The organism is Streptomyces sp. NPDC058697 (genome assembly GCF_042715345.1).
GTDB classification, from domain to species: Bacteria; Actinomycetota; Actinomycetes; order Streptomycetales; family Streptomycetaceae; genus Streptomyces; species Streptomyces liliifuscus.
The window spans coordinates 32,818-56,452 of sequence record NZ_JBHXSU010000035.1 but is presented as its reverse complement, the minus strand read 5'-3'; the positions used below and the strand labels follow the sequence as shown (position 1 = coordinate 56,452).

Here is a 23,635-nt window from a genome sequence, read left to right as displayed (position 1 = left end):
CAACAAAAACGTGAGGCCACGTTCCAGGTCTTGCCATATCGTCTCAATCATCAATACCGTCGTACATCCACCCGCATCGGACCATCATGCACATGCGATTCAGGGGAGGGCTCAGGATCGCGACGAGGGCCCGGCGCGGGGCGCGGTAGGGGGGTGCCGTGCTCGGTGACCGCTTTTGTGCCGAGTGCCGCCGCGCGACCGACCCAGTCAGTCGGCCAGCTTTGCCAGCTCACCCGGCTTGCACGGAGATCGACTTCGGCATGCCGTAAGTGACAAAACCCCCCTTTCGAACCGGACAAAATGCCGGACCGCCCAGGGGCGGGCGGTCCACCGGACGAGAGGGATCAGACTCATGAGTTCTGTTGTGCGCCCGGCCGTTTCGGGCAAAGATCCGCTCATAGCCAGCAAGTACCGGCCCATATCGACTCACCTGGCCATAGCGCCTCCGGTGAGCGTCGTGATTCCCGCCATGAACGAGGCGGAGAATCTCCCGTACGTCTTCAAGACATTGCCGGGTTGGATCCACGAAGTGGTTCTCGTCGACGGCAATTCCACCGACAACACCGTCGAGGTCGCCCGCGAACTGTGGCCCGACGTCAAGGTCGTCAAGCAGGTCGGCAAGGGCAAGGGAGATGCCCTGATCACCGGGTTCGCGGCCTCCACCGGCGACATCATCGTCATGGTCGACGCGGACGGCTCGGCCGACGGCCACGAGATCGTCAGCTATGTCTCCGCGCTGGTCTCCGGGGCGGACTTCGCGAAGGGGTCGCGGTTCGCCAACGGCGGCGGCACGGACGACATGACGCCGATCCGCAAGCTCGGCAACTGGGCGCTGTGCACGGCCGTCAACCGCAAGTTCGGCGCCCGCTACACCGACCTCTGCTACGGCTACAACGCCTTCTGGCGGCACTGCCTCGACAAGATCGACCTCGACTGCACCGGTTTCGAGGTGGAGACCCTGATGAACATCCGGGTGGTCAAGGCGGGGCTCAAGGTCCAGGAGATACCGAGCCACGAGTACCTCCGGATCCACGGTTCGAGCAATCTGCGGGCCGTGCGGGACGGGCTGCGGGTGCTCAAGGTGATCCTCAAGGAGCGCTCCAACCGGCGCTCGCTGCGCCGTCGTCCGCACGCCGTGGCACTCAACTCCGGGCCGGGAGAGGTGTCTTGAGAACCCTGGACATCTCCGTGGTGGTCTGCGTCTACACCGAGGACCGCTGGGAGGACATCCTCGCGGCGGTCGCCTCGGTGCGGGCGCAGTCCAGGCCGGCCCTGGAGACGCTCCTGGTGGTGGACCACAACCAGGCGCTCCTGGACCGGCTGTCGAAGGAGTACAAGGAGACCGAAGGGGTCCGGGTGCTCGCCAACGCGGGCCCCCGGGGCCTCTCCGCGGGCCGCAACACCGGCATCGCCGCCTCGTACGGCGACGTCATCGCCTTCCTCGACGACGACGCGGTGGCCGAGCGCGACTGGCTGCGCCACTTCGCCGAGGGGTACGAGGATCCGCTGGTCATGGCCGTCGGCGGCCGTACGATGCCGATCTGGGCGTCGGGCCGCCGGCCGGCCTGGTTCCCCGAGGAGTTCGACTGGGTCGTGGGCTGCACGTACAAGGGCCTGCCGCCCGGCCGGGTCCAGGTGCGCAATGTGCTCGGCGGCAACGCCTCGTTCCGGCGCAGCGCCTTCGACGCGGCGGGCGGCTTCGCGACCGGCATCGGGCGCGACGGCGACAAGCGTCCGCTGGGCTGCGAGGAGACGGAGCTGTGCATCCGTCTCACCCGTGCCCGGCCGGACGCGGTCCTGCTGATCGACGACCGTGCGGTGATCCACCACCGGGTGCCCGAGGCACGCGAGCACTTCGCGTACTTCCGTACGCGGACGTATGCCGAGGGTCTGTCGAAGGCCCTGGTCGCGCGGAGTGTGGGCGCCGACAAGGGCCTTGAGTCCGAGCGCCGTTACACCACGCGTGTGCTGCCCGCCGGAGTCGCGCGCGGGCTGCGTGACGCGCTGCTCGCCCGCCCCGGCGGCGCGGGCCGGGCGGCCGCCATCGTCACCGGAGTGGTGACGGCGGCGGGCGGGTACGTTCTCGGCAGCGTCCGGGCACGCAGGGGTGGGGCCACGTTCTCGGTCGTCCAGATCGAGGGGGCGAAACCATGAGCGACCCACGTGATGCGCGTGATCCGGGCGATGCGCGCGTGCCGATTCTCATGTACCACGCTGTCGCGACCGCGCCGAACGACGCGACCCGGGAGCTGTCCGTGGCGCCCGAGGCGTTCACCGAGCAGATGGCGCTCCTCGGCGACCGGGGGTTCACACCGGTCAACACGGCCGCGCTCGCGGAGTGCTGGCGTGCGTCGAAGCCGCTGCCGAGGCGGCCCGTGCTGATCACGTTCGACGACGGCTACGAGGGCGTGCACCGGCACGCGCTGCCCGTGCTCGCCGAGCACGGCTTCGCGTCCACGCTGTTCGTGTCGACGGGCTGGCTGCGCGGGGCGTACGACACCGGGGGCGCCCTCGACGAGATGCTCGACTGGGACCAGGTGCGCGCGCTCGCGGGCGCGGACGTCGAGATCGGCGGCCACAGCCACACGCATCCGCAGCTGGACCAGCTGGCCGACGAGGCGCTCTGGTTCGAGCTGCTGCGCTGCCGGGAGATCGTCGCCGACGAACTGGGCGCGCGCCCGGCGTCGTTCGCGTACCCGTACGGCTACTCCAGCAGCCGGGTGCGCCGGATCGTGCGCGAGGCCGGGTTCGCCCAGGCTCTCGCCGTCGGCAACAGCCTCGCGCGGCGCCGCCAGGGGCCGTACGCGCTGCGGCGGGTAACCGTGCGCCGCAGCACCGGTATCGAGGAGTTCGAGCGGCTCGTGGAGGGCCGCGCGATCGCCCGTACCTTCGCCAGGGACCGCGCCCTCACCAAGGGGTACGCCGTGGTCCGCAGAGCACGACAGGTTCGCCGGAAGGCCATCCGTTCCCGTGTCTGACACGACCACGGCCCAGGCCGACACTCCCACGCCAAAGGCACCCGAGCGGTCCGGGCGCCGCCTTCGTCTGCCCGGCCTCGGCCGGTCGTCCGGCGGCAGCCCGCTGTTCCGGAACGCCTACGCCCTGATGCTGAACACCGGGATCTCCGCCGTGCTCGGGCTGGGCTTCTGGCTGGCCGCCGCCCGGTACTACTCCGAGTCGGCGGTCGGCCAGGGCTCCGCCGCGATCGCCGCGATGAAGCTCCTCGCGGGTCTCACCGCGGTGACGCTGACGGGCGCCCTCGCCCGCTTCATCCCGGTCGCGGGGCGGGGCACCGGACGGCTGATCTTCCGTACGTACGCGGGCAGTTCGGTGGTCGTGGCGCTGGCCGCCGGCCTCTTCCTGCTCACCCTGAACGTCTGGGGTTCCTCGTACCGCTTCCTGCACAGCCCGCTGATCGCCGTCGGTTTCGTGGGGGCCGTCGTCGCCTGGTCGGTGCTGACGCTCCAGGACGGGGTGCTGACCGGGCTGCGCAGCGCGCTGTGGGTGCCGGTCGGCAACACCGTGTTCTCGGCGGTGAAGCTGGTGCTGCTGGTGGCGTTCGCCGCGGCGATCCCGACCATGGGTGTCTTCGTGTCGTGGGTCGCGGCGATCGCGGTGTCCGTGCTGCCGCTGGGCTGGCTGGTGTTCCGCCGCCTGGTGCCGCGGCATGTGAAGGCGACCGCAGAGCACGCCGAGCCGCCCACCACGAGGGAGATCGGACGGTTCCTCGCGGGCGACTACACCGGCTCGCTGTTCTCGCTCGCCGTGGTGTATCTCGTCCCGGTGATCGTGGCCGCGCAGGTCAGTTCCGCCGACAACGCGTACTTCTACATCACCACGACCATCGGCGGCACGGTCAACCTGCTCGCCATCAACATGGGCGCCTCGCTGACCGTCGAGGGCTCGCACGATCCGGCGCGGCTGGCCGCGAACACCCGGGCCGCGCTGCGCCGGATGGCGCGGATCATGCTGCCGGTGGCCGCTGTGCTGTTCTTCGGGGCGCCGTGGATCCTCGGCGTGTTCGGCCAGGGGTACGCGGACGCGGCGACGCCGCTGCTGCGCTGGTTCGCGGTCGGCGCGGTGCTGCGGGTCGTCATGGAGACGTACTTCGCGGTGCTGCGCGCGCAGAGCCGCACCTCCGGACTCGCCTGGCTGCAGGGCCTGTTGTGCCTGCTGGTGCTCGGGCTGACGGTGATCCTGCTGCCCCGCATGGGCCTGACCGGCGCGGGCGTGGCCGAGATCTCCAGCCTCGCGGTCATCGTGGCGCTCGCCGCGCCGAGGCTGTACCGGATCGTCAGGACCGCGCCGGCCGCCGTGCCCGAGGGTGCGGCACCCGACGGCGACCTGGCGGACCTGGGCGCCCGCGATGTGCCCGCGACGCAGCCGGACAAGCCGAAGAAGGGGCGCGGCCCGGCCTGGGCGCAGCGGCTCGACACGGACACGCTGGCGCTCGGTGTGCAGCTGGACTTCGACCACCTGGAGCGGCGGCCGGACGTACGGCCCGGTCCGGGCACGCCGCCCACCGGGACGCCGAAGGTCGAACGGCCGGACCACCGCAGTGAGCCGCGTCCGGACCACCGGCCGACCTGGGCGCTCAAGGCGCCCCTCCAACTGCCCCCCGCCCGCGTGGAGGTGGGCCTGCCCGTCGAGGAGCGGGAACCCGGCTCCGAGACCTCCCTCGGCCCGTCGGAGGTCGAGGTGGACGCCCCCTTCGAGCCGTCGCAGGGCAGGTCAGGCGAGGAGTCGGAGGGCGGACGCGAACGGAGTACGTCCGGAGCGTCGGGCGCCCTGCACGGGAAGGGGTCTTCACGGCTCGCGATCGAGGCGGGTGGGCAGGAGACGGGCGGGCGGTCCGGTCCGTCCGGTCCGAACGCGCCGCCGGTGTCCGTGTGGGAGCGGCTGCGGCCGACCCGGCTCGGGGTGGTGCTCGGCTGTCTGCTGACGGCCGCGCTGGTCCTGTACTGGGTGCCCGCGGCCGGACTCGGAGAGCGCGATCTCGACCGGATGGGCGGGCTCGGCCTGGTCTCCGTGCTGCCGACGCCGACGCTGGTCGGAGCCGGTCTGCTGGTCACGGTCTTCGCCTCGCTGCTCTGGCTGGGCCGCGAGCACCGGGTACTGCTGCTGGTCACGCTGCTGGCCACCGTGGTGTCGCTGCACGCGCTGCCCGCGGTCATCGAGACCGAGCCGCGGTTCGCGACGGCCTGGCAGCACCTCGGGTTCATCGACTACATCGACCGGACCGGGTCCGCCGTACCCGACCTGGACGCGCGCTGGAGCTGGCCGGGCTTCTTCGCGGGGGCGGCATTCGTCGCGAAGGCCTGCGGGGTCACCGACCTCACCGAGGTCATCCGCTGGTGGCCGATGACCATGCAACTCCTCTATCTGGCACCGCTGTTCCTGCTCGTACGCCATATGCGCGCGAGCTGGCGGGCCAAGTGGACCGGCATCTGGATCTTCGTGCTCAGCGGCTGGGTGGGCCAGGACTACTTCTCCCCCCAGGGCTTCACGTATCTCCTCTATCTGGTCTTCGTGGCGATCCTGCTCGTGTGGTTCCGGGCGCCACGGGTGCTGTGGACGAAGGCGCGGCCCGGCGAGCTGGAGGTCGAGCCGACGGACCGGCGCCAACGGGCCGTACTGCTCATGGTGTTGATCGGGCTGTTCATGGCGACCGTCCCGGCGCACCAGCTCACGCCGTTCGTGATGCTGGGCGTCCTCGCGGTCCTCGTCCTGGTCGGCCGCTCCGAACTGCGCGGCCTGCCCATCCTGTTCGCCGTCGTGGTCTCCGTGTGGATCGGCTTCCTCGCCGAGCCGTACTGGTCGGGGCACTTCGACGAGCTGTTCGGCGGGGTGGGCGGCGTGGGCAGCAATGTGTCCTCGTCGGTCTCCGGCCGTATCGGGGAAGGCAGTTCGAGCCACAAGCTCGTCCTGTACGCACGCGTGGCGCTGGCCGGCAGTGTGATGGCACTGGCCTGCTGGGGCTGGTGGCGGCGGCGCGACCACAAGTACCGCGAGCGGTCGCTGCTGGTCCTCACGTTCGTCCCGTTCCTGGGCTTCGGCATGCAGTCGTACGGCGGCGAAATGGCGCTGCGCGTCTTCATGTTCGCCCTCCCGGGGGCGGCCCTGCTCGCCGCGCTCGCCCTGTTCCCGCGCACCGGCGTCACCGCGAAGGAACGGGACAAGGACCGGGTGAGCCTCGCCCCGCTCGCCGCCCTGATGGCGGGCCTCGTCCTGATGGGCGGCTTCCTGGTGGCCCGATGGGGCAACGAGCCCTTCGAGCGGATCCGGCCGGGCGAGGTCGCGGGCATGGAGTACGTGTACGCGCACGACAAGCCGACCGTACGGCTGCTGTGGCTCAGCGACGACACGGTGAACAACGTGACGCCCGCGATGCCCTGGGGCGCGCGGGACATGGAGAGGGTGGAGTACCTGCCGACGCTGGCGCCGCCCGATCCGGTCCTGGTGTCGGGCCTGGTCAAGTCCCTCAAGGACGCGGGCCCGAACTCGTTCCTCATGGTCAACCGCAGCCAGGTGACGTATCTCCAGCTGGACGTGGGCTACTCCAAGACCTGGGACACCCGGCTCGTCCACAACCTCGACGCCCGCCCGGAGCTCCGCAAGACGTTCGCCAACGACGACGTGACCATCTACACCCTGAGCAAACAGCCGGACGGCAAGGTCCCCGAGCCCGACCCCGGACCGATCGGCCCCCAGGTCACCTGGACGCCCTGGTCGGTCGTCGGAGCCCTCGCCGCGATCGCCCTGATCCTCCTGCTGACAACCCGCGAGGTGGTACGGGTCGCCGTCCGCCCGAGCGTGCGACAACTCCAGTGGCTCCAGGGCAGCTTCTGGTTCTCACTGCCACTGCTGGCGGTGCTGCTGGCGTCACTGGTCCAGAGATTCCTGACGATGGCGTGAGGAAGGGGAGAGGGGGCGCGCCCCTTTAGGGGCGCGGGGAACTGCGCGTCTTTTAGGGGCGCGGGGAACTGCGCGACAAGCCACAACGAACCCGCAGCTTCAAACGACACCTGCCCCCCCCCGGAGGGCTACCGCCGAAGCCACTTCACTCCGTACGCCCCCATCTCGAACCGCTCCCCATCGACCTCCGCACTGATCCCCCGGTCAAGGGTGTTCACCACGAGAACCACCTCGCCATCGGCAAGGACCCGCACGTTCGGCTTGTCGTCCGCGGCGACAGAGACCTGCTCGTACTTGGTGCCCGGCGGAAACTCCTCGGCGAAGCGGGAGATGAGGTCGAGCATCGACAACGCCTTGCCGCCGGAGGCGCGGTCGGTCGGGGTCCACAGACAGCCCGGACAGCCGGCGCCCTTCTCGGTCTCCGGGTTCCAGTAAAAGGCGGAGGTCGTGCCACCGCGGGCCATCGCGATCAGACCCGAGGCCTGCACGGCGACGCGGTGCGGCTCGGACCACCCGTCGCGGATGTCGTCGCCGTCGGCGGGCTCCACGTAGTACTCGGCCCACCACAGCGGCAGGTCACCGGTCTGCTCGCGCACCCACCGGCTGACGGCCGTGAACTTGTCGGTGGCCCCGAACTCGTCCGGCAGCAGGTCGTCGTCCTTGGTGTAGCTGGACCCGTCGACGACGACGAAGTCCGCGCCGGCCTTGTGCTTGTTCCAGTAGTCGAAGGCGTCGAGGATCCGCTGGTCCATGGTGCCCCAGCTGCCCTTCAGCGTCTTCGACGCGTTCTCCTTCTGGCGCGGGTCGAGGCTGTCCATCACCAGATAGGGCCCGCCGACCTCGATGTCCTTGTCGACCTTCTTGAGCGCCTTGTACACGAGGTTGTACAGCTCGGTGTAGCCCTCGTAGTCCCAGCGGGCCTCGGCGTCGTTCCAGAAACCCTTGAACTCGTTCCAGACGATGAAGTGGCGTACGTCCGGGTAGCGCTTGGCGACGGTCGCGGCGAGGGCGGCGTAGTCCTTGTAGTGGGCGCGGTCCGGCGCCGTCTCCAGTGCCGCCTGGCTCCAGTCGGTCTTGTCGGAGCCGGGTTTGCCGCCCTTCATCCAGTCCGGGGCGCAGCACAGCGTGACGACCGGCGTGCCGCCCGTCTCCCGGACGAAGTCGATCCGGCGGTCCATGTCCTCGAAGTCGTACCGCCCCTTGACCGGCTCGGGATTGTCCGCGCCCCAGCCCATGATGTGCTGGATCTGCGGTAGGGGCTGCTCGCCGAGGCGCTTCTCCACCCGCTTCGTGGCGGCGCCGCTGCCCTCGTCGGCGCTGAACTGGGTGTGGGTGAAGCCCCAGCCCACCTCGGGTCTCGGCGCTGAGGGGGGAACGGCAGGCGTGCCGTGCACCTTGTCACCGTCGCGGGTCGTGCCGGCCTCGCTTCCCGCGTCGCCTGGAAGGGTGTGGATCAGGGTCAGCACCAGGGCCAGAGCGGCCACGCCCACACCGAGCAGAGCGGTGAACCGCCACCGCCGAGCCCCCGAATTCCACCCATGACGTCCCATCAAGGGCAACAGTAACGGCGGGGGTCAGCGGTAGAACAGGTTCCGTCGACCACAGCCCTGTAACAGGACGGAGGGGATACGCAGGGCCGGCGCACCTCCTTCGGTGGGCCTCCTTCGGTGGGCAACGCGGAAACCGGATGCACGGGTCGCCCACGTGACGGATCATGGCGGCATGTCTGCGAACCCACACGACGCTCTGCCGATCCGGCTCAACGTCGACGACAGCGACTCACCGTCGGACGTCGTCGACGCGCTGTTCCTCGGCCGCTTCGCGACGGGCGAGCAGCCGCACTCGCACTCGGCGAACATCGACCGCGTACGCTCCGGGGCCACGCTGCTCCCCCCTGACGCACAGGTGCTGCGGTCCGCGCGGGACGACGACCGCAGCGCGACCCTCGCCGAGGGAGAGGGCTGGACGGTGCTGGTGTCGCGCTGGAACAGGGGCGCCGACATCACCGTCACCGCGACCAGCTCCGAGCTCGCCGAGAAGGTGCTCGGCCAGGCCACGGACGGCGCGGCCGACGAGCCCGAACCCCAGCCGGAGAACGTGACGATGGGGTTCTGGTACGTGTCGCCCCGCCGCGGACCGCACCGCACGACCCGCCAGATCTCGGCGGGTACGTGGGAAGAGGTGCGCGCCAACTACACCGCGCCCGTGGCGGACGCGATGGACGGCCTGATGAAGACGACGCCCGAGGACATCGCGGGCCGTCTGCTGTTGCTGCACGGTCCGCCGGGTACGGGCAAGACGTCGGCGCTGCGGACGCTGGCGCGCTCGTGGCGGGACTGGTGCCAGGTGGACTGTGTGCTGGACCCGGAGCGGCTCTTCTCCGACGTCGGCTATCTGATGGACATCGCGATCGGCGAGGAGGACGGCACGGGCAAGGGCCGCTGGCGGCTGCTGTTGCTGGAGGACTGCGACGAGCTGATCCGCGGCGAGGCCAAGCACACGGCGGGCCAGGCGCTCTCCCGCCTGCTGAACCTCACGGACGGCCTGCTGGGCCAGGGCCGCAACGTCCTGGTGGGCGTCACCACCAACGAGGACCTTGAGCGCCTGCACCCCGCCGTCGTACGCCCCGGCCGCTGCCTCGCCCGTATCGAGGTCGGCCCGCTCACCCGCCGCGAGTCCGCCGCCTGGCTGGGCACGGAGGAGGGCCTCCCCCGAGACGGCGCCACCCTCGCCGAGCTCTACGCCCTACGCCGGGGCACCACCCCGACCTCGGTCCCCGACCAACGAGAGGGCGCGGACGCGGGTCTGTACCTGTAGGCCACGCGACCCGTCTGACCCGCTGACCGCCAGCCGCAGCCACCAAGCCAACTCCGCACACCAGGGCGCGCCCCTTCAGGGGCGCGGGGAACTGCGCGACAAGCCACAACGCCCCCGCAGACAGCAAACAACCGGCAGCATCCCAGAGCCGCTCCAACGCCAACCGTCAGCCGGACGCCCCATACGCCGCGCGCAACGCATCCCGGGCCGCAGCAACGGCGGCGGCCTCGGACAACCCGAGCCGCCGCACACGATCGGCATAGACCTGCGCGGCGGACGCCGCTTCCCGCTCCGCCGCCGAGCCCGCGGCAGCGACGAACGTTCCGTTGCGCCCCCGCGTCTCGATGACCCCGTCCGACTCAAGAGCCCGGTACGCCTTGGCGACCGTATTGGCGGCGAGGCCGAGCTCCTCGGCCAACCCCCGCACGGTCGGCAGCCGGTAGCCCACCGGCAGCGCCCCGGCCCGCGCCTGTTCGGAAATCTGGGCGCGCACCTGCTCGTAGGGCGCGATCCCCGCGTCGTCCTCGATGTCGATCTTCAGCGTCACGCAGTGATTGTCCCGCACCGGCGGGAAAATGAGAGGCACCCGGCCCCACCGCCCACGTAGCGTGCGACGTCATGACTGTGATCGTCCGCGACTTCCGCGCGGGAGACGCCGAGGGCTTCGCCCGTATCCGGCACCTGGCGCTCCCCTTCATGCTCTCCACCCCCGAGGCCATCACCTACGACGCCGCGAACGTCCACCCCGACGCCCACTTCCAGCCGCTGGTCGCGGAGGAGGACGGCGAACTCTTCGGCACGGCCCAGGTCGGCGTCGTGTACGACAGCCCGCAGCCCGGCCAGGGCTATCTGAACGTGTACGTGCACCCGGACCGCCAGGGCCGGGGCGCGGGCTCGCTGCTCGTGAGGACCGCCGAGGAGCGCCTCGCCGCCCTGGACGTGACCAGGTTCTTCGTCCGGGTCGTGGACGAGCCGGCGAACCTCGCCTTCGCGGAGAAGCGCGGCTACCTCCCCCGCCGCTCCGCGCACTTCCTCCGCCTGGACCTGGCCACCTGCGTACTGCCGCCGCGCCGGGAGCCGCCCGCGGACGTCGAACTGCGCACGGCCGCGGACTTCGCGGACGACCCCCGCCCGCTGTTCGACCTGGACGCGGAGACGCTGCTGGACGAACCGAGCGACATCGCCCACGAGTTCACGGACTACGAGGCCTGGCTGAAGGAGACCTGGCACCATCCCCTCCTCAGCCATGAACTGACCTCGGTCGCGGTCGTCGCCGGCCGCCCCGCCGCGTTCAGTGCCGCCCGTACCGACGGCGGCACCCGCTACGGCACGGTGATGACCGGCACGGCACGGGCCCACCGAGGCCGCGGCCTCGCCAAGCTCGCCAAGAACGACTCCCTGCACCGCGCCCGAGCCGCCGGCTTCACGGAGGCGTTCACGGCCAACGACGCGGGCAACGAACCGATGCTGGCGGTCAACAAGTGGTTCGGCTACGAGATCTGCGCCACGGAGGTGCAACATGTCCGCGAACTCCCCTGACTCCCCCCTCCAGTTGGACATCGTCCTGGTCAAAGCGGGCCGCACGAAGATCCGTTACCCGGCCGAGCTGCTGCACGACGACGGCACCCACGTCACCGTCCGAGCGGCCTGGGCCAGTGCCGGAGTCCGCGACTTCGGCTTCGTACGCTTCGAACCGGGTGACGTCTTCACCGAGCACTACTGGCGCGACCGCTGGTACGCGGTGAAGGAGGTCCGTGGTCCCGAGGGCGTGCTGAAGGGCTGGTACTGCGACATCACCCGCCCGGCTTCCGTCTCCGAGGGCGAACTGGTCGTCGAGGACCTCGACCTCGACCTGTGGCGCTCCGCCGACGGCGGGACCGTACTGCGTCTGGACGAGGACGAGTTCGCGGAGAGCGGCCTGGAGACCACCGATCCGCAGGCCGCGGCCGCCGCCCGGTCAGCCCTGGACGAACTCGAACTCCGCGCCCGGGAGGACGACTTCGAGGCGCTCCTGACCTAGGGCACGGCCACCACCGCGTACCGCTCGTCCTCCACCTCTCGTCCCCACAGCAGCGGGTCGTCCGACAGCGGCTCCACGCGGACGTCCTCCGCGAGGGGTGTGAGCAGTCCGGTCAGCCGGTCGGCGGATATGCCGACCGGGCTCACCGTCCCCCAGACGCCCTCTATGAGCACGAGCCGTCCGCCGGGGCGAAGCAGTCCGCACCAGTGCCGCAGGACACGGCCGGGTTCGGGCAGCGTCCACAGCACATGGCGGACGAGGACGACGTCGAAGCGCTGCTCCCCGACCGGCGGGGCCCCCGCGTCCCCGACCAGGAACGCCGCGTCACGCCCGGCCAGCTTGGCGCGGGCGAGGTCGACCATGCGGGGCGAGGAGTCGACCCCGGTCACCCGGTGCCGCTGCTCGGACGCGAGGAGCGACAGGCTGCCGGTGCCGCAGCCCAGATCGAGCACGTCGGCCGGGCCCCGGGGCAGCCAGCCGCGCAGCCTGGCCGCCCAGGCCTCGCGCACGGCGGGATCCCGCAGTCCGTGGTCGGGCTCGTCGTCGAACGTCGCGGACTCGGCGTCCCAGTCGACACGAGGCCACTCCTCACCGTTCTTCACTTCTTCACTGGCGCTGTTACTCGTCATGTGCCCAGAGTGACACCCGCCACTGACAACGGGCCGGGGACAGAACTGCGCCGGACGTGCGCCGGAACTGCGCGGAACCCCCAGTTGTCCGGCATGTGGACTCACAGGTGAAACGTGACTACCGCCACTGACAAGCGGGCACCGATGAGTCACTCTCCCCGGAACGGTCTACCTCCGTACAAACGCGGAACCCGGTAGATGCAAGGAGGCAGCCATGCGCCGTGTAACCGTGCAGAAGCCCCTGAGGAAGTCGGACTCCCGTCGCGTGCGGGACGACGCCGACGAGCGCCCCGCCGAGCGCCCGGAGGTCCGAAAGGACATCGCACGCACGTGGTGGCCGGACGGCTGAGCCGTCACGGCACCAGGAGTCGTCAGGGCCCGAGGAACCGTCACGGCACCAGCCGCTTGCGGTAGTGGAGGCGGTCGTACGGCCCGTCCGCGCGGCGCTCCACGAGCTCGTACCCGTACTTCGGGTAGATCTTCTGGTTCTCCCACATCAGCGCGTTCGTGTAGAGCCTGACCTCGGGCAGTCCGAGCGCACGCGCGCGTGCGTCCACGAAGGCCAGGAGCCGGCGCCCCACGCCCTGCCCATGGGCGTCCGGGTGGACGGCGATGCTGTCGAGGAACAGATGGTCCTCGTGTGCCTCGATCACCACGAGTCCGGTCACGGGCTCCCCCGTGACGAACACCCGCCCCGCGGCGACGTCTGCCGCGTGGTCCGCCTCCATGGGCCGCGGAACCACTCCGATCCGTTCGATGTAGGGGCGGTAGGCCGCGTCGGTCAGGGCCTTCACCGCAGCGGTGTCGGAGGCGACGGCGGGACGGATCCGAGCCTCGTACGGAGTGTCCGCCGGGGCTCCTTCCGGAGTCTTCGTCATAGCCGGAACGGTACCTACCTGATCGCAGTCTCAGCACTCCCTTAAGCGGACCATAAGGATCGCCCTCACCCCCTCCCAGCAGGCGATTTCACGGTTTCGAGGGGCTAGCTTGCTGATCGCCCCCCGGCATCACAAGCACCCCGGATCCGCTTCGAGGAGTTCCCCATGTCCGCTCGCCGCAAGGCCACCCGCATCCGCCTCGCCACGGTCGCCGCCGTCGGCGTCGCCCCGCTCGCCCTGACCGGTCTTGCCGCCGCTCCGGCGGCCGCGCACGGCTCGATGACGGACCCGGTGAGCAGGGTCGCGGGCTGCTTCGCGGAGGGTCCGGAGAACCCGAGGTCCGCCGCCTGCAAGGCCGCGGTCGCGGCCGGCGGCACGCAGGCCCTCTACGACTGGAACGGCGTCAACATCGCGAACGCGGCCGGGAAGTCGAAGGAGATCATCCCCGACGGAAAGCTGTGCAGCGCGGCCAACGACAAGTTCAGGGGCCTCGACCTGGCCCGCGCCGACTGGCCTGCCACCCGGCTGACCTCGGGCAACCGCACGTTCCGCTACAAGGGGACCGCCCCACACAAGGGCTCGTTCGAGCTGTACGTCACCAAGGACGGCTACGACCCGACGAAGCCCCTGAAGTGGTCGGACCTGGAGTCGAAGCCCTTCCTCAAGGTCACCGACCCGCGGATGGAGAGCGGCGACTACGTCTTCGACGGTGTCGTCCCGGTCAAGTCGGGCCGCCACCTCATCTATTCGATCTGGCAGCGCTCGGACTCCCCCGAGGCGTTCTACACCTGCTCGGACGTCGTGTTCGGGGAGGGCGGGAGTGGGGGCGGGAGCGGCGCCGGGGCCTCCACGGCCCCGACCGCGTCGGCGCCGTCCGACCAGGAGATCGAGGACGGCACCGACGAGTCGTCCGTGGAGCACGGCGGTCACGGCGACGACGACCCGAAGACCCAGGCCACGGCCACGGCGGCCGCAGACACCGCCTCGGACTCCGACGCCGACGCCGGTTCCGACGCCGGTTCCGACGCCTCGGCGGCACCCTCCGAGGCGACGGACGACTCCGCGAGCGACGCCGAGCCCGCCGGCGGTTCGGAGAACCTCGCCGAGACCGGCGGTTCGAACACCACTCCGTACGTCGCGATCGGCGGGGCGACCGCCCTGGCCCTCGGTACGGCGGCACTGTTCGCGTCGGTCCGCCGCCGCGCGGTGAGTGGCGGCCGCCACAGCCGATAGCCCCGTAAGGGGCGCGGGGAACTGCGCGACCAGCCACGAACGGCCCGCAGTTCCCCTGCCGCGCTAGCCGATCGCCGACAGGCAGGTCGTCGGGGTGGCATGCGCCGGATCAAGGGCGTTCGCCACCTCGTGGAAGGCGATCCGGTCGATGAGCCCGATCGCCGCGTGCTCGGAGAGATCGACCGCACACAGGTCCTGGATCAGGACATTGCGTACGTTCGGACCGTCGAGGTACTGCGAGCGGTACGGCGTGACGACCTCGTCGTACTTGGTGGCGATGACCGTGTAGCGGACACCGGGGACGGTGTCGCCGCCCGCGTTGAGCTTGGTCAGGAAGGCGGATCCGGCCACCTGGTCGGCGAGGGCGGGGGTGGCGGTGGAGAGCAGGTCGGCCGCGCCGGGGAAGTAGTCGAGCAGTTGGGTGAGTCCGTTCAGGGTGGTGCCGTGGTTGTCGGGGGCGATCCCGACGAGGGCGTTCACCTTGGCGGCTCCGCCGAGGAACTTCAGATAGTGACGGGGCATCATGCCGCCCTGAGAGTGGCCGACGAGGTCGGCCTTTGCCGCACCGGTCGCGGCGAGCACTTTGTCGACGAAGGTCTTGAGCTGCTCCGCCGACTTGTCGATGGGACCGAGGCCGTTGAAGAACGGCACGCCGGGCAGCTGCCCGTAGTCGAGGGCGAAGACGCAGTAGTTACGGTTCACGAGGTAGGGCGCGAGGCCCAGCCAGTTGTCGACGGAGTTGGCGAAGGTGCCGTGGACGAGGACGACGGGTCGCGGGTGGGCGGCGGACGGTTTGCAGGAGTAGTCGTTCCAGCCACGGCTCGGCGCGGACTCGGCCTCAGCGGTGGCGGCGGTAGCGACGGTGGCGGTGGGGACGACGGTGACCGCGGCGGTCAGCAGCAGCACGGCCAGGGGTCTGAGCAGGCGTTTCCAGGGCAGCATCGAGTGATCTCCTTGCGGCTCAAGGGAGTTGCGATGGCGTACGCCCTGTGATCCGGATCACGAGGATGCTGTTCTTTTGCCAAGTTACGAGCGAGTAGTAGAAGTGTGAAGTTACGCGTCAGTAAAAACTTCCGGTGCTGGCCGGGAGCACTGACACGTGCCGTGGAACCGTCACCAGGCGGGCCTGATGGGACCGTAGGGCGCAATGCGCAGCAAACGGTCACGCAACGCACGGACTTCACCCTCGCCAAGCAGTTCGACCCAGAGGGCGACGGCTTCCGCGGCCGCCTCTTCGGCCGCCCGCGTACAGGCCCAGCCCTGCTCGGTCAGTACGACCAGCCGGGCGCGGGCGTCGTCGGGGTGCGGGCGCCGTTCGGCGTACCCCTTGCGGACGATCTCATCGACAAGTTGACTCGCGGCCTGCTTGGTCACGCCCAGATGGGCGGCCAGTTCCGTGACCGTCGCCCCGCCGGGCGCGAGCCGCGCGAACGCGAACCCGTGCGCGGGCCGAACCCCCTCGAACCCTCGGGCGACGACACCCTCATGGATGCGCTGGGTGAGCTCGCCGGCGACGGCGAGCAGGGCGGCGGACAGGGCCATGGCCTCGGAGTTCTGCACGCAGGCATTGAAACACCCTTGACGAATTGGTCAAGCAGCTTGACCATGTATCCATATGGTCAAGCAGCTTGACCATTCGTCACCGCCGTTCACCACCGCATTCACCGCCGGAGGCAGCCGTGCCCGTAGTCCGCTCGTCCGAAGCCGTCGTCCACGAGATCCACGGCGCGCGCTTCGTCTCGTACGCCACTCCGCTCAGCGGGAGCAGGGAACTGTGCGCCTGGCGGGGCGAGATCCTCGGGGGCACGAAGGCACCCGCGCACACGGTCAACCGCGAGGAGATCTTCCATCTGCTGGCCGGGGAACTCCTGATGACCCTCGACGGCCGCACCGAACGGATCAGCGCCGGCGACACGGTCATCATCAATCCCGGCGCGACACTCGCCGTGGAGAACCCGGCCGAGGAGACCGCGATCTCCTGGGTCACCACGTCGATCGGCCTCCAGGCAAAGCTGGCGGACGGCACGGTGATTACTCCGCCGTGGGCCAACTGACCTGGCGGGAATGCCGGGGGCACCCCATCAGGGGCGCGGGGAACTGCGCGACCAGCCACATCCGGCCCGCAGCTCCCGAACGACCCGCAGCTCCCACCCGCTCCCACCCGCTCCCCGCGGAGCGTTACGCCACCAACGAACCCGGCATCACCGCCCGCGGTCCGAACTTCGCCCGGACCCGGTCCGCCGCCTCCTCCACCCGCCGGACCTTCTCGTCCACCGGGTCGAAGGTGAGCTGGTAGGAGGCCTGTTCGGCGGGGTCGAGCCCCTCGGCGCGCAGGACGATGCCGCGGACCCGGGCGCGCTGCAGGCCGAGCGCCTCGTACATGCGGTACGCGGCGCCGGTGAGCGCCGAGGAGTGGGCGGTCGGCTCGGGGAGGGTGCGGCTACGGGTCGTCGTGGAGCGGTCGGCGTAGCGGACGGTGAGGGTGAGCGTGCGGCACACCTTCTCCAGGGCGCGCAGCCGGGAGCCCAGTTCCTCGGCGGCGGAGAGCAGGGCGCGCCGGTGCAGGTCCGGGTCCAACTCGTCGCGCGGGAAGGGGCGTTCGGCGGCGAGTGACCGGGAGACCGCGTTCGGTACGACCCGGCCGCGGTCGACGCCCTGTGCCATCTCGTGCAGTTCGCGGCCCGTGCGGGCGCTGGTGAGCCGTTGCAGTGTGGACAGGGGTGCGGCGGCCACCTTGCCGACGCTGTCCAGGCCGTACTCGCACAGGGTGCGGGCGGTGGCGGTGCCGACTCCGGGCAGCGCCCGCACGGGCTGTTCCGCCAGGAACTCCGCGAGGGCGCAGGGGTCTTCGGGCACCACGCGGGTCGTCCCGGGGACAGCCTCCCGCAGGGCCATCCGTGCGAACATCGGCCCGGGTCCGGCCCCGATCACACAGTCGACGCCGTGCCAGGCGAGCGCCCGTACCCGGATCAGCGAGGCCAGTTCCCCGACGTCCCGCTTGAAGTACCGCTCGGCGCCCCGCAGATCGGCCAGCGCTCCGTCGGGCGGCAGCGCCTCGACGACGGGGGTGAACTCCTCCAGCGTGCCGAGGAGCCCGGGCAGGGCGGACTCGTACGCCGGAGGCAGCTGGAAACGTACACAGAGGATGGTCATCCCGCACTCCCCGGGCTCTGGTGCCACAACTTCCTTCCACCGGCGGGCCCTTCGCCCGCCGGGCGCAGATCGGCCCACGGATGCATTTCGTATCCCGTGGGCATCTGGATTCGACGGCCGCCCGTCGGATCTCCGGTGTCCCGCGAGCCGCCCTCGGCCCCGTCCTCCCCCTGCGGTTCGGCCAGTCGCAGGGCCACTCCGTCCAGGCCTTCCTCGCGCCGCAGTTCCACCAGGTCGGCGAGGTTCCAGGCGGCCGCCCCGACCACGCTGAGGCTGCGCGGGCCGCGCCGCTGCACCACTCCGCGTACGAGCAGGAGCCAGGAGTGGAAGACGGTGTGCGCGCACGCGTCGTGTGAGTCGTCGAAGAAGGCGAGGTCGACCAGGCCCGTGCCGTCGTCCAGGGTGGTGAAGATGACCCGCTTGCCGGAGCGGATCGGCGGGGTCTGGGTGGCCGCCTTGGCGCCCGCGACCAGGACCGTCTCACCGTGCCGTGCCGCCCGCAGCCGGCGCGCGGTGACCACGCCAAGCTCCTCCAGGAACGCCCGGTGATCGTCCATCAGATTCCGTGAGGCGTCCATGGAGAGCACACCCAGCTCGGCACTGAGCCGCTCCGCAGAGGAGAGGTCGGGCAGCCCGGCCGGCGCGGTCTTCTGTCCACCGGCCAGGGGAAGTTGGTTCCCGCGACCGGCACGCGCCCCCCGGTGCAGCTCGGTCAAGTGCAGTTGCAGATCACGGCGGTTGGCACCGAAGGCGTCCAACGCACCGACCTGTGCGAGACGTTGGGCCAGCGGTCTGCTCGGCCGGCCCCGTTCCCAGAAGTCGAGCAGCGAGGCGTACGGCTGCCCGTCCGCGATCCGCGCCGCTTCGGCCTCGCTGATGCCGTGCACGTCGGAGAGCGCGAGCCGCACACCCCAGGCCTTCCCGGAGCCCCTGAGGGTCCCCCCGACCGCTCCCTCGAACCCCTCGGATTCAGACACCAGTTCGATACGGTGTGCGACCGCCGACCGGTTCACGTCCAACGGCAGGATCGGCACCCCCCGCCGCCGCGCGTCCGCGAGCAGCAGCCGCTTCGGATACATCCCGGGATCGTGCGTGAGCAGCCCGGCGTAGAAGGCAGCCGGGTGATGCGCCTTCAGCCAGGCCGACTGGTACGTCGGCACGGCGAAGGCGACCGCGTGCGCCTTGCAGAAGCCGTACGACCCGAAGGCCTCGACGATCTCCCAGGTACGGGCGATCGTCTCCGCGTCGTACCCCCGGGCGGCCGCGTGCTGCGCGAACCACACCCGGATCCGTCCCTGCGACTCGGGGTCGGACAGCCCGCGCCGCACCCGGTCCGCCTCGTCGCGCCCGCAGCCGGTCATGATGTCGACGATGTCGATGATCTGCTCATGGAAGACCACGACCCCGTACGTGCTCCTCAGCGGCTCCGCCAGATCCGGGTGGGGGAAGCGGACCGGCGCCCGGCCGTGCCGCGCCTCGATGAACGGCCGCACCATGTCGGCCGCGACCGGTCCCGGCCGGAAGAGGGAGATGTCGACGACGAGATCGTGGAAGTTCGCGGGCTGCAGCCTGCCCACCAGGTCCCGCTGGCCCGGCGACTCGATCTGGAAGCAGCCCAACGTCTCGGCGGAGCGGATGAGTTGGTACGTGGCGGGGTCGCCCTCCTCGACGGCGTCCAGGTCGACCCGGTCCCCCGTGGCCCGCTCCACCTCGGCCACCGCGTGCGCCATCGCGGACTGCATGCGCACACCCAGCACGTCCAGTTTGAGCAGCCCGAGGTCCTCGACGTCCTCCTTGTCGAACTGCGACATGGGGAACCCCTCGCCGCTGGTCGGCATGACGGGCGTACGGGCGAGGAGCGAGGCGTCGGAGAGGAGGACCCCGCACGGGTGCATGGCGACTCCGCGCGGCAGGGCGTCCAGTGCCTCCACCAGGTCCCACAGTCGCCCGTACTTCTCCATCTCCCCTGCCAGGGACCGCAGTTCGGGCAGTTCCTCCAGTGCCGCGCGGGCGTCGCGGGCGCGGATGTGCGGGAAGGACTTGGCGATGCGGTCGATGTCGGCCGGGTCCATGGAGAGGGCCGCGCCGACGTCCCGTACCGCATGACGCACCCGGTACGTCTCCGGCATCGCCACGGTCGCGACCCGCTCGGTGCCGAACCGGCCGATGATCGCGCGGTAGACCTCCAGCCGGCGGGCGGACTCCACGTCGATGTCGATGTCGGGCAGGACCGGGCGGCGCTTGGACAGGAAGCGTTCCATCAGCAGCCCGTGCGCGACGGGGTCGGCGTGCGCGATGCCGAGGAGGTGGTTGACGAGCGAGCCCGCGCCGGAGCCGCGCGCGGCGACCCGGATGCCCATCTCCCGTACGTCGTCCACGACCTGAGCGACCGTCAGGAAGTAGGAGGCGAAGTTGTGGTGGGCGATGATGTCCAGCTCGCGGTGCATCCGTTCCCAGTAGTCACGCGCTTCGGAAGAACGGTCGTAGCCACGCCGCACCATCCCCGCCGCCGCCCGCGAGGCCAGCACCCGCTGCGCGGTACGGCGTCCGGCGCCGACGAGGTGCGGCTCGGGGAAGTGCACGGCGCCGAGGCCGAGGTCGTCCTCCGGGTCGACGAGGCACTCGGCGGCGGTGGCCCGCGTCTGTTCGAGCAGTCGGTAGGCGGTGTCACGGCGAAAACCCGCGGCCTCGACGATCCGTTCGGCGGCGCCGAGCATGGCACCCGCGTCCTTGAGCCAGGCCTCTCCGCTGTCCAGCTCCTTGCGGGGGTCGACCGGCACGAGCCGGCGGGCGGCGTCCAGGACGTCGGCGACCGGGCCCATGCCCGGGTCGGCGTACCGGACGGCGTTGCTGAGCACCGGCCGCACCTGCTGCTCTGCGGCGAAGCCGACGGTACGGGCGGCCAGCCGCAGCGAGCCGGGACCGGTGCCCTCGCGCCCGTGCCAGACCGCTTCGAGACGCAGGGCGTCGCCGTAGACCTCCCGCCAGGGCGCGAGCAGTTTCGCGGCCCGGTCGGGGCGCCCGGCGACGAGTGCCCTGCCGACGTCGGAGGCGGGCCCGAGCAGGACGGTCAGGCCGTCGGCGTGGTTGTCGGCCCAGGGCAGCAGCGGTCCGCCCGTGTCGCCCGCATGCGCCGCAGTAACGATTCTGCAGAGCTCGGCCCAGCCCTTCGCGCCGTCCCGGGCAAGGAAGGTCACCCGAGGTGTCGACTCATCGATGAAGGCACCGCCCCGCACGGGAGCCCGCCGCCGCTCCCCTCTTACGGCCCCACCGGCCCGTACGGGCTCCTCGACCGCGAGGTCGACCCCGAACAGTGGACGCACGCCCTGGGCGGCGCAGGCCTTGGCAAAGCGGACCGTGCCCGCGAGGGTGTCCCGGTCGGTGAGGGCGAGCGCGTCCATGCCCCGCTCGGAGGCGCGCTCGGCGAGGCGCTCCGGATGCGAGGCCCCGTACCGCAGGGAGAACCCGGAAACGGTGTGCAGATGCGTGAAGCCCGGCACGCGCACCTCCACCACTCCCAGGGGCTCCCATGCCAGCCCTCGAACGTTTGTTCCCTACTCCCTCACCCCCACCATAGACCAATTCCCGAACATGTGTGCGACATCCGTTCGGACCCGTCCCACCTGCGCAAACGCCGGGCGGCTCGGACCGTGGGGGCATGACACAGACAGCCGGGGCCCCTCACCGGACCTTCCTCGAAGAGGTGAAGGACGGAGTCACTCCGCGGGCCACGCTGCTCGTCATCGGTGTGGTCGCCCTGCAGCTGCTCTTCATCGCCTCCTATGTGGGGGCGCTGCACAACCCGAGGCCGAAGGACGTGGCGTTCGGGGTGGTCGCCCCGGGAGCCGCCGCGGACCAGGCGGTGGCCCGTCTGAAGCAGCTCCCAGGCGAGCCCCTGGACCCTCGCGCGCTCCCCGACCGGGCGACGGCACGCGAGCAGATCGTCAACCGCGACATCGACGGCGCCCTGGTGATCGACCCGGCGGGCACCACCGACACCCTGCTGGTCGCGTCCGGCGGCGGCAAGGTCCTGACCACCACACTGATCGCGCTCGTCACCGGGCTGGAGAAGGAACAAGGGCGCACGGTGCGAACCGTCGACGTGGTCCCGGCCGACGCCCAGGACGCCAATGGGCTCACCACCTTCTACCTGGTCGTCGGCTGGTGCGTGGGCGGCTATCTGTGCGCGTCGGCGTTGGCGGTCAGCGCGGGCGCGCGGCCGGCCAACCCGCGGCGCGCGACGATCCGGCTCGCCGCCATGGCCGTGGTCGCGATCGCCGGCGGACTCGGCGGAGCGCTCATCGTCGGACCGGTCCTGGGAGCCCTGCCGGGCAGCGTCTGGGCCCTCTGGGGGCTCGGCGCGCTGATCACCTTCGCGGTGGGAGCGGCCACGCTCGCGTTCCAGTGCCTCTTCGGGATCGTCGGCATCGGAGTGGCCGTCCTGCTGATCGTGATCCTGGGCAACCCGAGCGCGGGCGGCGCCCTCCCACCCCCGATGCTCCCCCCGTTCTGGAGAGCGATCGGCCCCGCCCTCCCCCCGGGCGCCGGCACCTGGGCGGCCCGCTCGATCGCCTACTTCAAGGGCAACGACACAACAGCCTCACTCCTGATCCTCTCGGCCTGGGCGGCAGTCGGCACCGCGGTCACACTCATCGCGGGCTCGCTACGGGCCAACTCAACAAGCCCCGGTTCACAGGGGCGCCCTTAGGGGCGCGGGGAACTGCGCGACAAGCCACAACGCACCCGCACCTTCTCCACGAACGCGAGGAACCCCGCCCCCACCAGGCCGGTGGGAACGGGGTTCAAGCCAACGAAACCGTCAGCCGATCTGAGTCCCCGTGGCGGACAACGCCTCGGTAACCGGCTGGAAGAACGTCTCCCCACCGGAGGTGCAGTCCCCGCTGCCACCGGACGTGAGTCCGATCGCGCTGCTGCCCGAGAACAGCGACCCACCACTGTCACCCGGCTCCGCGCACACGTCGGTCTGGATGAGCCCGTTCACGATGTCACCGTTGCCGTAGTTCACGGTGGCGTCCAGCCCGGTCACCGACCCGTCGTGCACCTGGGTGGTGGACCCGCTGCGGGTGACCTCCATCCCGACGGTGGCCTCCGCCGCACCCGTGATCTCCTGAGCGGAACCGTTGTAGAGGTTCACCTCGCTCGGGTGGTCCACGTCCGCGGTGTACTTCACCAGGCCGTAGTCGTTGTCGGGGAAGCTGGAGTCCGCGTTCTCGCCGATCTCGGTGCCGGACGAGTCGGACCAGTTGGTGATGCCCTCGGTGCAGTGCCCGGCGGTGAGGAAGAACGGCTCGCCGCCCTTGACCACGTTGAAGCCGAGCGAGCAGCGGCCGCTGCCACCGGTGATGGCGTCACCGCCGGCGATGAAGGGCTTGAACTCCCCCTTGGTGGTCTTGAGTTCGGCCTTGGCGCCGAGCCCGTCGACGACCTTGGTCAGCTGCGCCATCTTCGCGCCCTTGACCGTACGGTCCGCGGTGACGACGACCTTGTTCGTCGCCGGGTCGACCGCCCACGAGGTGCCGGGGATGGTCGCGTCCTGCTTCAGCGTCGTACGGGCGCCCTTCAGTTCGGCGATGGAGTTCTCGACGATTCTGGCCTTGGCGCCGGCCGACTCGACGGTCTCGGCCGCGGCCTCGTCGAGGACGTTCACGACGAGGCTCTTCGCCTTCGCGTCGTAATACGTTCCCGCGGCGTCCGTGCCGAGGTCCTTGCCGAGCGTCGAGGCGAGCTTTCCGGCCGCCGTGACCGAGAGGGTCTTGAGCTCGGGAGCGGGCGCGGTCTCACTCGCGTTCGCACTCTGCAAGGTGACTCCCGCGGCGACCAGTGCGGCGATGCCCGCACCTGCCACGGCCGCCCGCCTCTTGGGTATGCGTCGGTGCTTCAACTTGTGTCCTCCTGTGGGGGGTCGGAAACGGCGGCTGTGGGGGCCACCGGGACCGAAAGGTGTACGGACATGGGCCCGACTCACAATA

The 23,635-nt window shown here is 70.7% G+C and carries 20 protein-coding genes; 11 read left to right on the top strand and 9 right to left on the bottom strand.

Annotated features, from left to right (window positions below):
- The first annotated feature begins 352 nt into the window (after positions 1-352).
- From ACFWXQ_RS42960 to ACFWXQ_RS42945, 4 genes are read left to right on the top strand one after another with little or no spacing between them, the layout of a single operon-like run.
- Complete coding sequence (locus ACFWXQ_RS42960; RefSeq protein ID WP_383952731.1) at positions 353-1,171, top strand: glycosyltransferase family 2 protein; 819 nt, start codon at positions 353-355, stop codon at positions 1,169-1,171.
- A complete protein-coding gene (locus tag ACFWXQ_RS42955) occupies positions 1,168-2,154 on the top strand; it encodes a glycosyltransferase family 2 protein (RefSeq protein WP_383952733.1) in 987 nt (328 codons plus the stop codon). Before ACFWXQ_RS42960 ends, ACFWXQ_RS42955 begins: the two co-directional genes overlap by 4 nt.
- Positions 2,151-2,978, top strand: coding sequence for a polysaccharide deacetylase family protein (locus tag ACFWXQ_RS42950; RefSeq protein ID WP_383952735.1), 828 nt, complete (start codon positions 2,151-2,153; stop codon positions 2,976-2,978). The genes ACFWXQ_RS42955 and ACFWXQ_RS42950 overlap by 4 nt, the downstream gene beginning before the upstream one ends.
- The gene (locus tag ACFWXQ_RS42945) at positions 2,971-6,915 is read left to right on the top strand and encodes a lipopolysaccharide biosynthesis protein (protein ID WP_383952737.1); all 3,945 of its coding nucleotides are present in this window, start codon (positions 2,971-2,973) and stop codon (positions 6,913-6,915) included. Before ACFWXQ_RS42950 ends, ACFWXQ_RS42945 begins: the two co-directional genes overlap by 8 nt.
- Before the next feature lie 128 nt (positions 6,916-7,043).
- On the opposite strand, the gene ACFWXQ_RS42940 is transcribed toward ACFWXQ_RS42945, so the two are convergent.
- Positions 7,044-8,465: a xylan 1,4-beta-xylosidase gene (locus tag ACFWXQ_RS42940; RefSeq protein WP_383952739.1), complete on the bottom strand. Its 1,422-nt coding sequence runs from the start codon at positions 8,463-8,465 to the stop codon at positions 7,044-7,046.
- A 172-nt stretch (positions 8,466-8,637) separates the two neighbouring features.
- Here ACFWXQ_RS42940 and ACFWXQ_RS42935 point away from each other — a divergent pair, with 172 nt between their 5' ends.
- A complete protein-coding gene (locus ACFWXQ_RS42935; protein ID WP_383952741.1) occupies positions 8,638-9,732 on the top strand; it encodes a DUF5925 domain-containing protein in 1,095 nt (364 codons plus the stop codon).
- 166 nt (positions 9,733-9,898) lie between these two features.
- Here ACFWXQ_RS42935 and ACFWXQ_RS42930 read toward each other — a convergent pair whose 3' ends face one another.
- Positions 9,899-10,279: a GntR family transcriptional regulator gene (locus tag ACFWXQ_RS42930; protein ID WP_383952743.1), complete on the bottom strand. Its 381-nt coding sequence runs from the start codon at positions 10,277-10,279 to the stop codon at positions 9,899-9,901.
- Between the two features lie 71 nt (positions 10,280-10,350).
- Here ACFWXQ_RS42930 and ACFWXQ_RS42925 point away from each other — a divergent pair, with 71 nt between their 5' ends.
- Both ACFWXQ_RS42925 and ACFWXQ_RS42920 read left to right on the top strand, forming a co-directional pair.
- A complete protein-coding gene (locus ACFWXQ_RS42925; protein ID WP_383952745.1) occupies positions 10,351-11,271 on the top strand; it encodes a GNAT family N-acetyltransferase in 921 nt (306 codons plus the stop codon).
- On the top strand, positions 11,252-11,752 hold the full coding sequence (locus ACFWXQ_RS42920) for a DUF402 domain-containing protein (protein WP_383952747.1): 501 nt from the start codon (positions 11,252-11,254) through the stop codon (positions 11,750-11,752). Before ACFWXQ_RS42925 ends, ACFWXQ_RS42920 begins: the two co-directional genes overlap by 20 nt.
- Here ACFWXQ_RS42920 and ACFWXQ_RS42915 read toward each other — a convergent pair.
- Positions 11,749-12,381, bottom strand: coding sequence for a class I SAM-dependent methyltransferase (locus ACFWXQ_RS42915; RefSeq protein WP_383952749.1), 633 nt, complete (start codon positions 12,379-12,381; stop codon positions 11,749-11,751). The genes ACFWXQ_RS42920 and ACFWXQ_RS42915 overlap by 4 nt on opposite strands.
- A gap of 214 nt (positions 12,382-12,595) precedes the next feature.
- On the opposite strand from ACFWXQ_RS42915, the gene ACFWXQ_RS42910 reads away from it, so the two are divergent.
- Entirely contained in the window at positions 12,596-12,730 is a 135-nt protein-coding gene (locus tag ACFWXQ_RS42910; protein ID WP_257678067.1) for a hypothetical protein, read from the top strand.
- A gap of 40 nt (positions 12,731-12,770) precedes the next feature.
- Here the strand turns inward: ACFWXQ_RS42910 and ACFWXQ_RS42905 are convergent, their stop codons facing one another.
- A complete protein-coding gene (locus tag ACFWXQ_RS42905) occupies positions 12,771-13,259 on the bottom strand; it encodes a GNAT family N-acetyltransferase (protein WP_383952751.1) in 489 nt (162 codons plus the stop codon).
- 165 nt (positions 13,260-13,424) lie between these two features.
- Between ACFWXQ_RS42905 and ACFWXQ_RS42900 the strand changes: the two genes are divergently transcribed.
- Positions 13,425-14,492, top strand: coding sequence for a lytic polysaccharide monooxygenase (locus ACFWXQ_RS42900; protein WP_386270316.1), 1,068 nt, complete (start codon positions 13,425-13,427; stop codon positions 14,490-14,492).
- 63 nt (positions 14,493-14,555) lie between these two features.
- Here the strand turns inward: ACFWXQ_RS42900 and ACFWXQ_RS42895 are convergent, their stop codons facing one another.
- Entirely contained in the window at positions 14,556-15,434 is an 879-nt protein-coding gene (locus ACFWXQ_RS42895) for an esterase/lipase family protein (RefSeq protein ID WP_383949145.1), read from the bottom strand.
- A gap of 171 nt (positions 15,435-15,605) precedes the next feature.
- On the bottom strand, positions 15,606-16,052 hold the full coding sequence (locus ACFWXQ_RS42890; protein WP_383949148.1) for a MarR family winged helix-turn-helix transcriptional regulator: 447 nt from the start codon (positions 16,050-16,052) through the stop codon (positions 15,606-15,608).
- A 119-nt stretch (positions 16,053-16,171) separates the two neighbouring features.
- Between ACFWXQ_RS42890 and ACFWXQ_RS42885 the strand changes: the two genes are divergently transcribed.
- Positions 16,172-16,546, top strand: a complete 375-nt coding sequence (locus ACFWXQ_RS42885) for a cupin domain-containing protein (protein ID WP_383949151.1) — start codon at positions 16,172-16,174, stop codon at positions 16,544-16,546.
- Between the two features lie 124 nt (positions 16,547-16,670).
- Here ACFWXQ_RS42885 and ACFWXQ_RS42880 read toward each other — a convergent pair whose 3' ends face one another.
- Together ACFWXQ_RS42880 and ACFWXQ_RS42875 are read right to left on the bottom strand one after the other, a co-directional pair.
- The gene (locus ACFWXQ_RS42880) at positions 16,671-17,645 is read right to left on the bottom strand and encodes a hypothetical protein (protein ID WP_383949154.1); all 975 of its coding nucleotides are present in this window, start codon (positions 17,643-17,645) and stop codon (positions 16,671-16,673) included.
- A complete protein-coding gene (locus ACFWXQ_RS42875) occupies positions 17,642-21,145 on the bottom strand; it encodes a DNA polymerase III subunit alpha (RefSeq protein ID WP_383949157.1) in 3,504 nt (1,167 codons plus the stop codon). The genes ACFWXQ_RS42880 and ACFWXQ_RS42875 overlap by 4 nt, the downstream gene beginning before the upstream one ends.
- A 158-nt stretch (positions 21,146-21,303) precedes the next feature.
- On the opposite strand from ACFWXQ_RS42875, the gene ACFWXQ_RS42870 reads away from it, so the two are divergent.
- On the top strand, positions 21,304-22,353 hold the full coding sequence (locus ACFWXQ_RS42870; protein ID WP_383949160.1) for a DUF3533 domain-containing protein: 1,050 nt from the start codon (positions 21,304-21,306) through the stop codon (positions 22,351-22,353).
- Between the two features lie 111 nt (positions 22,354-22,464).
- Here the strand turns inward: ACFWXQ_RS42870 and ACFWXQ_RS42865 are convergent, their stop codons facing one another.
- Entirely contained in the window at positions 22,465-23,547 is a 1,083-nt protein-coding gene (locus ACFWXQ_RS42865) for a S1 family peptidase (RefSeq protein ID WP_383949163.1), read from the bottom strand.
- Positions 23,548-23,635: the final 88 nt, after the last annotated feature.

Coding starts and splice junctions, on each gene's coding strand:
- ACFWXQ_RS42960 (WP_383952731.1), top strand. CDS start 353: ATGAGTTCTGTTGTGCGCCCGGCCGTTTCGGGCAAAGATCCGCTCATA.
- ACFWXQ_RS42950 (WP_383952735.1), top strand. CDS start 2,151: ATGAGCGACCCACGTGATGCGCGTGATCCGGGCGATGCGCGCGTGCCG.
- ACFWXQ_RS42940 (WP_383952739.1), bottom strand. CDS start 8,465: ATGGGACGTCATGGGTGGAATTCGGGGGCTCGGCGGTGGCGGTTCACC.
- ACFWXQ_RS42935 (WP_383952741.1), top strand. CDS start 8,638: ATGTCTGCGAACCCACACGACGCTCTGCCGATCCGGCTCAACGTCGAC.
- ACFWXQ_RS42925 (WP_383952745.1), top strand. CDS start 10,351: ATGACTGTGATCGTCCGCGACTTCCGCGCGGGAGACGCCGAGGGCTTC.
- ACFWXQ_RS42920 (WP_383952747.1), top strand. CDS start 11,252: ATGTCCGCGAACTCCCCTGACTCCCCCCTCCAGTTGGACATCGTCCTG.
- ACFWXQ_RS42915 (WP_383952749.1), bottom strand. CDS start 12,381: ATGACGAGTAACAGCGCCAGTGAAGAAGTGAAGAACGGTGAGGAGTGG.
- ACFWXQ_RS42910 (WP_257678067.1), top strand. CDS start 12,596: ATGCGCCGTGTAACCGTGCAGAAGCCCCTGAGGAAGTCGGACTCCCGT.
- ACFWXQ_RS42905 (WP_383952751.1), bottom strand. CDS start 13,259: ATGACGAAGACTCCGGAAGGAGCCCCGGCGGACACTCCGTACGAGGCT.
- ACFWXQ_RS42900 (WP_386270316.1), top strand. CDS start 13,425: ATGTCCGCTCGCCGCAAGGCCACCCGCATCCGCCTCGCCACGGTCGCC.
- ACFWXQ_RS42895 (WP_383949145.1), bottom strand. CDS start 15,434: ATGCTGCCCTGGAAACGCCTGCTCAGACCCCTGGCCGTGCTGCTGCTG.
- ACFWXQ_RS42880 (WP_383949154.1), bottom strand. CDS start 17,645: ATGACCATCCTCTGTGTACGTTTCCAGCTGCCTCCGGCGTACGAGTCC.
- ACFWXQ_RS42870 (WP_383949160.1), top strand. CDS start 21,304: ATGACACAGACAGCCGGGGCCCCTCACCGGACCTTCCTCGAAGAGGTG.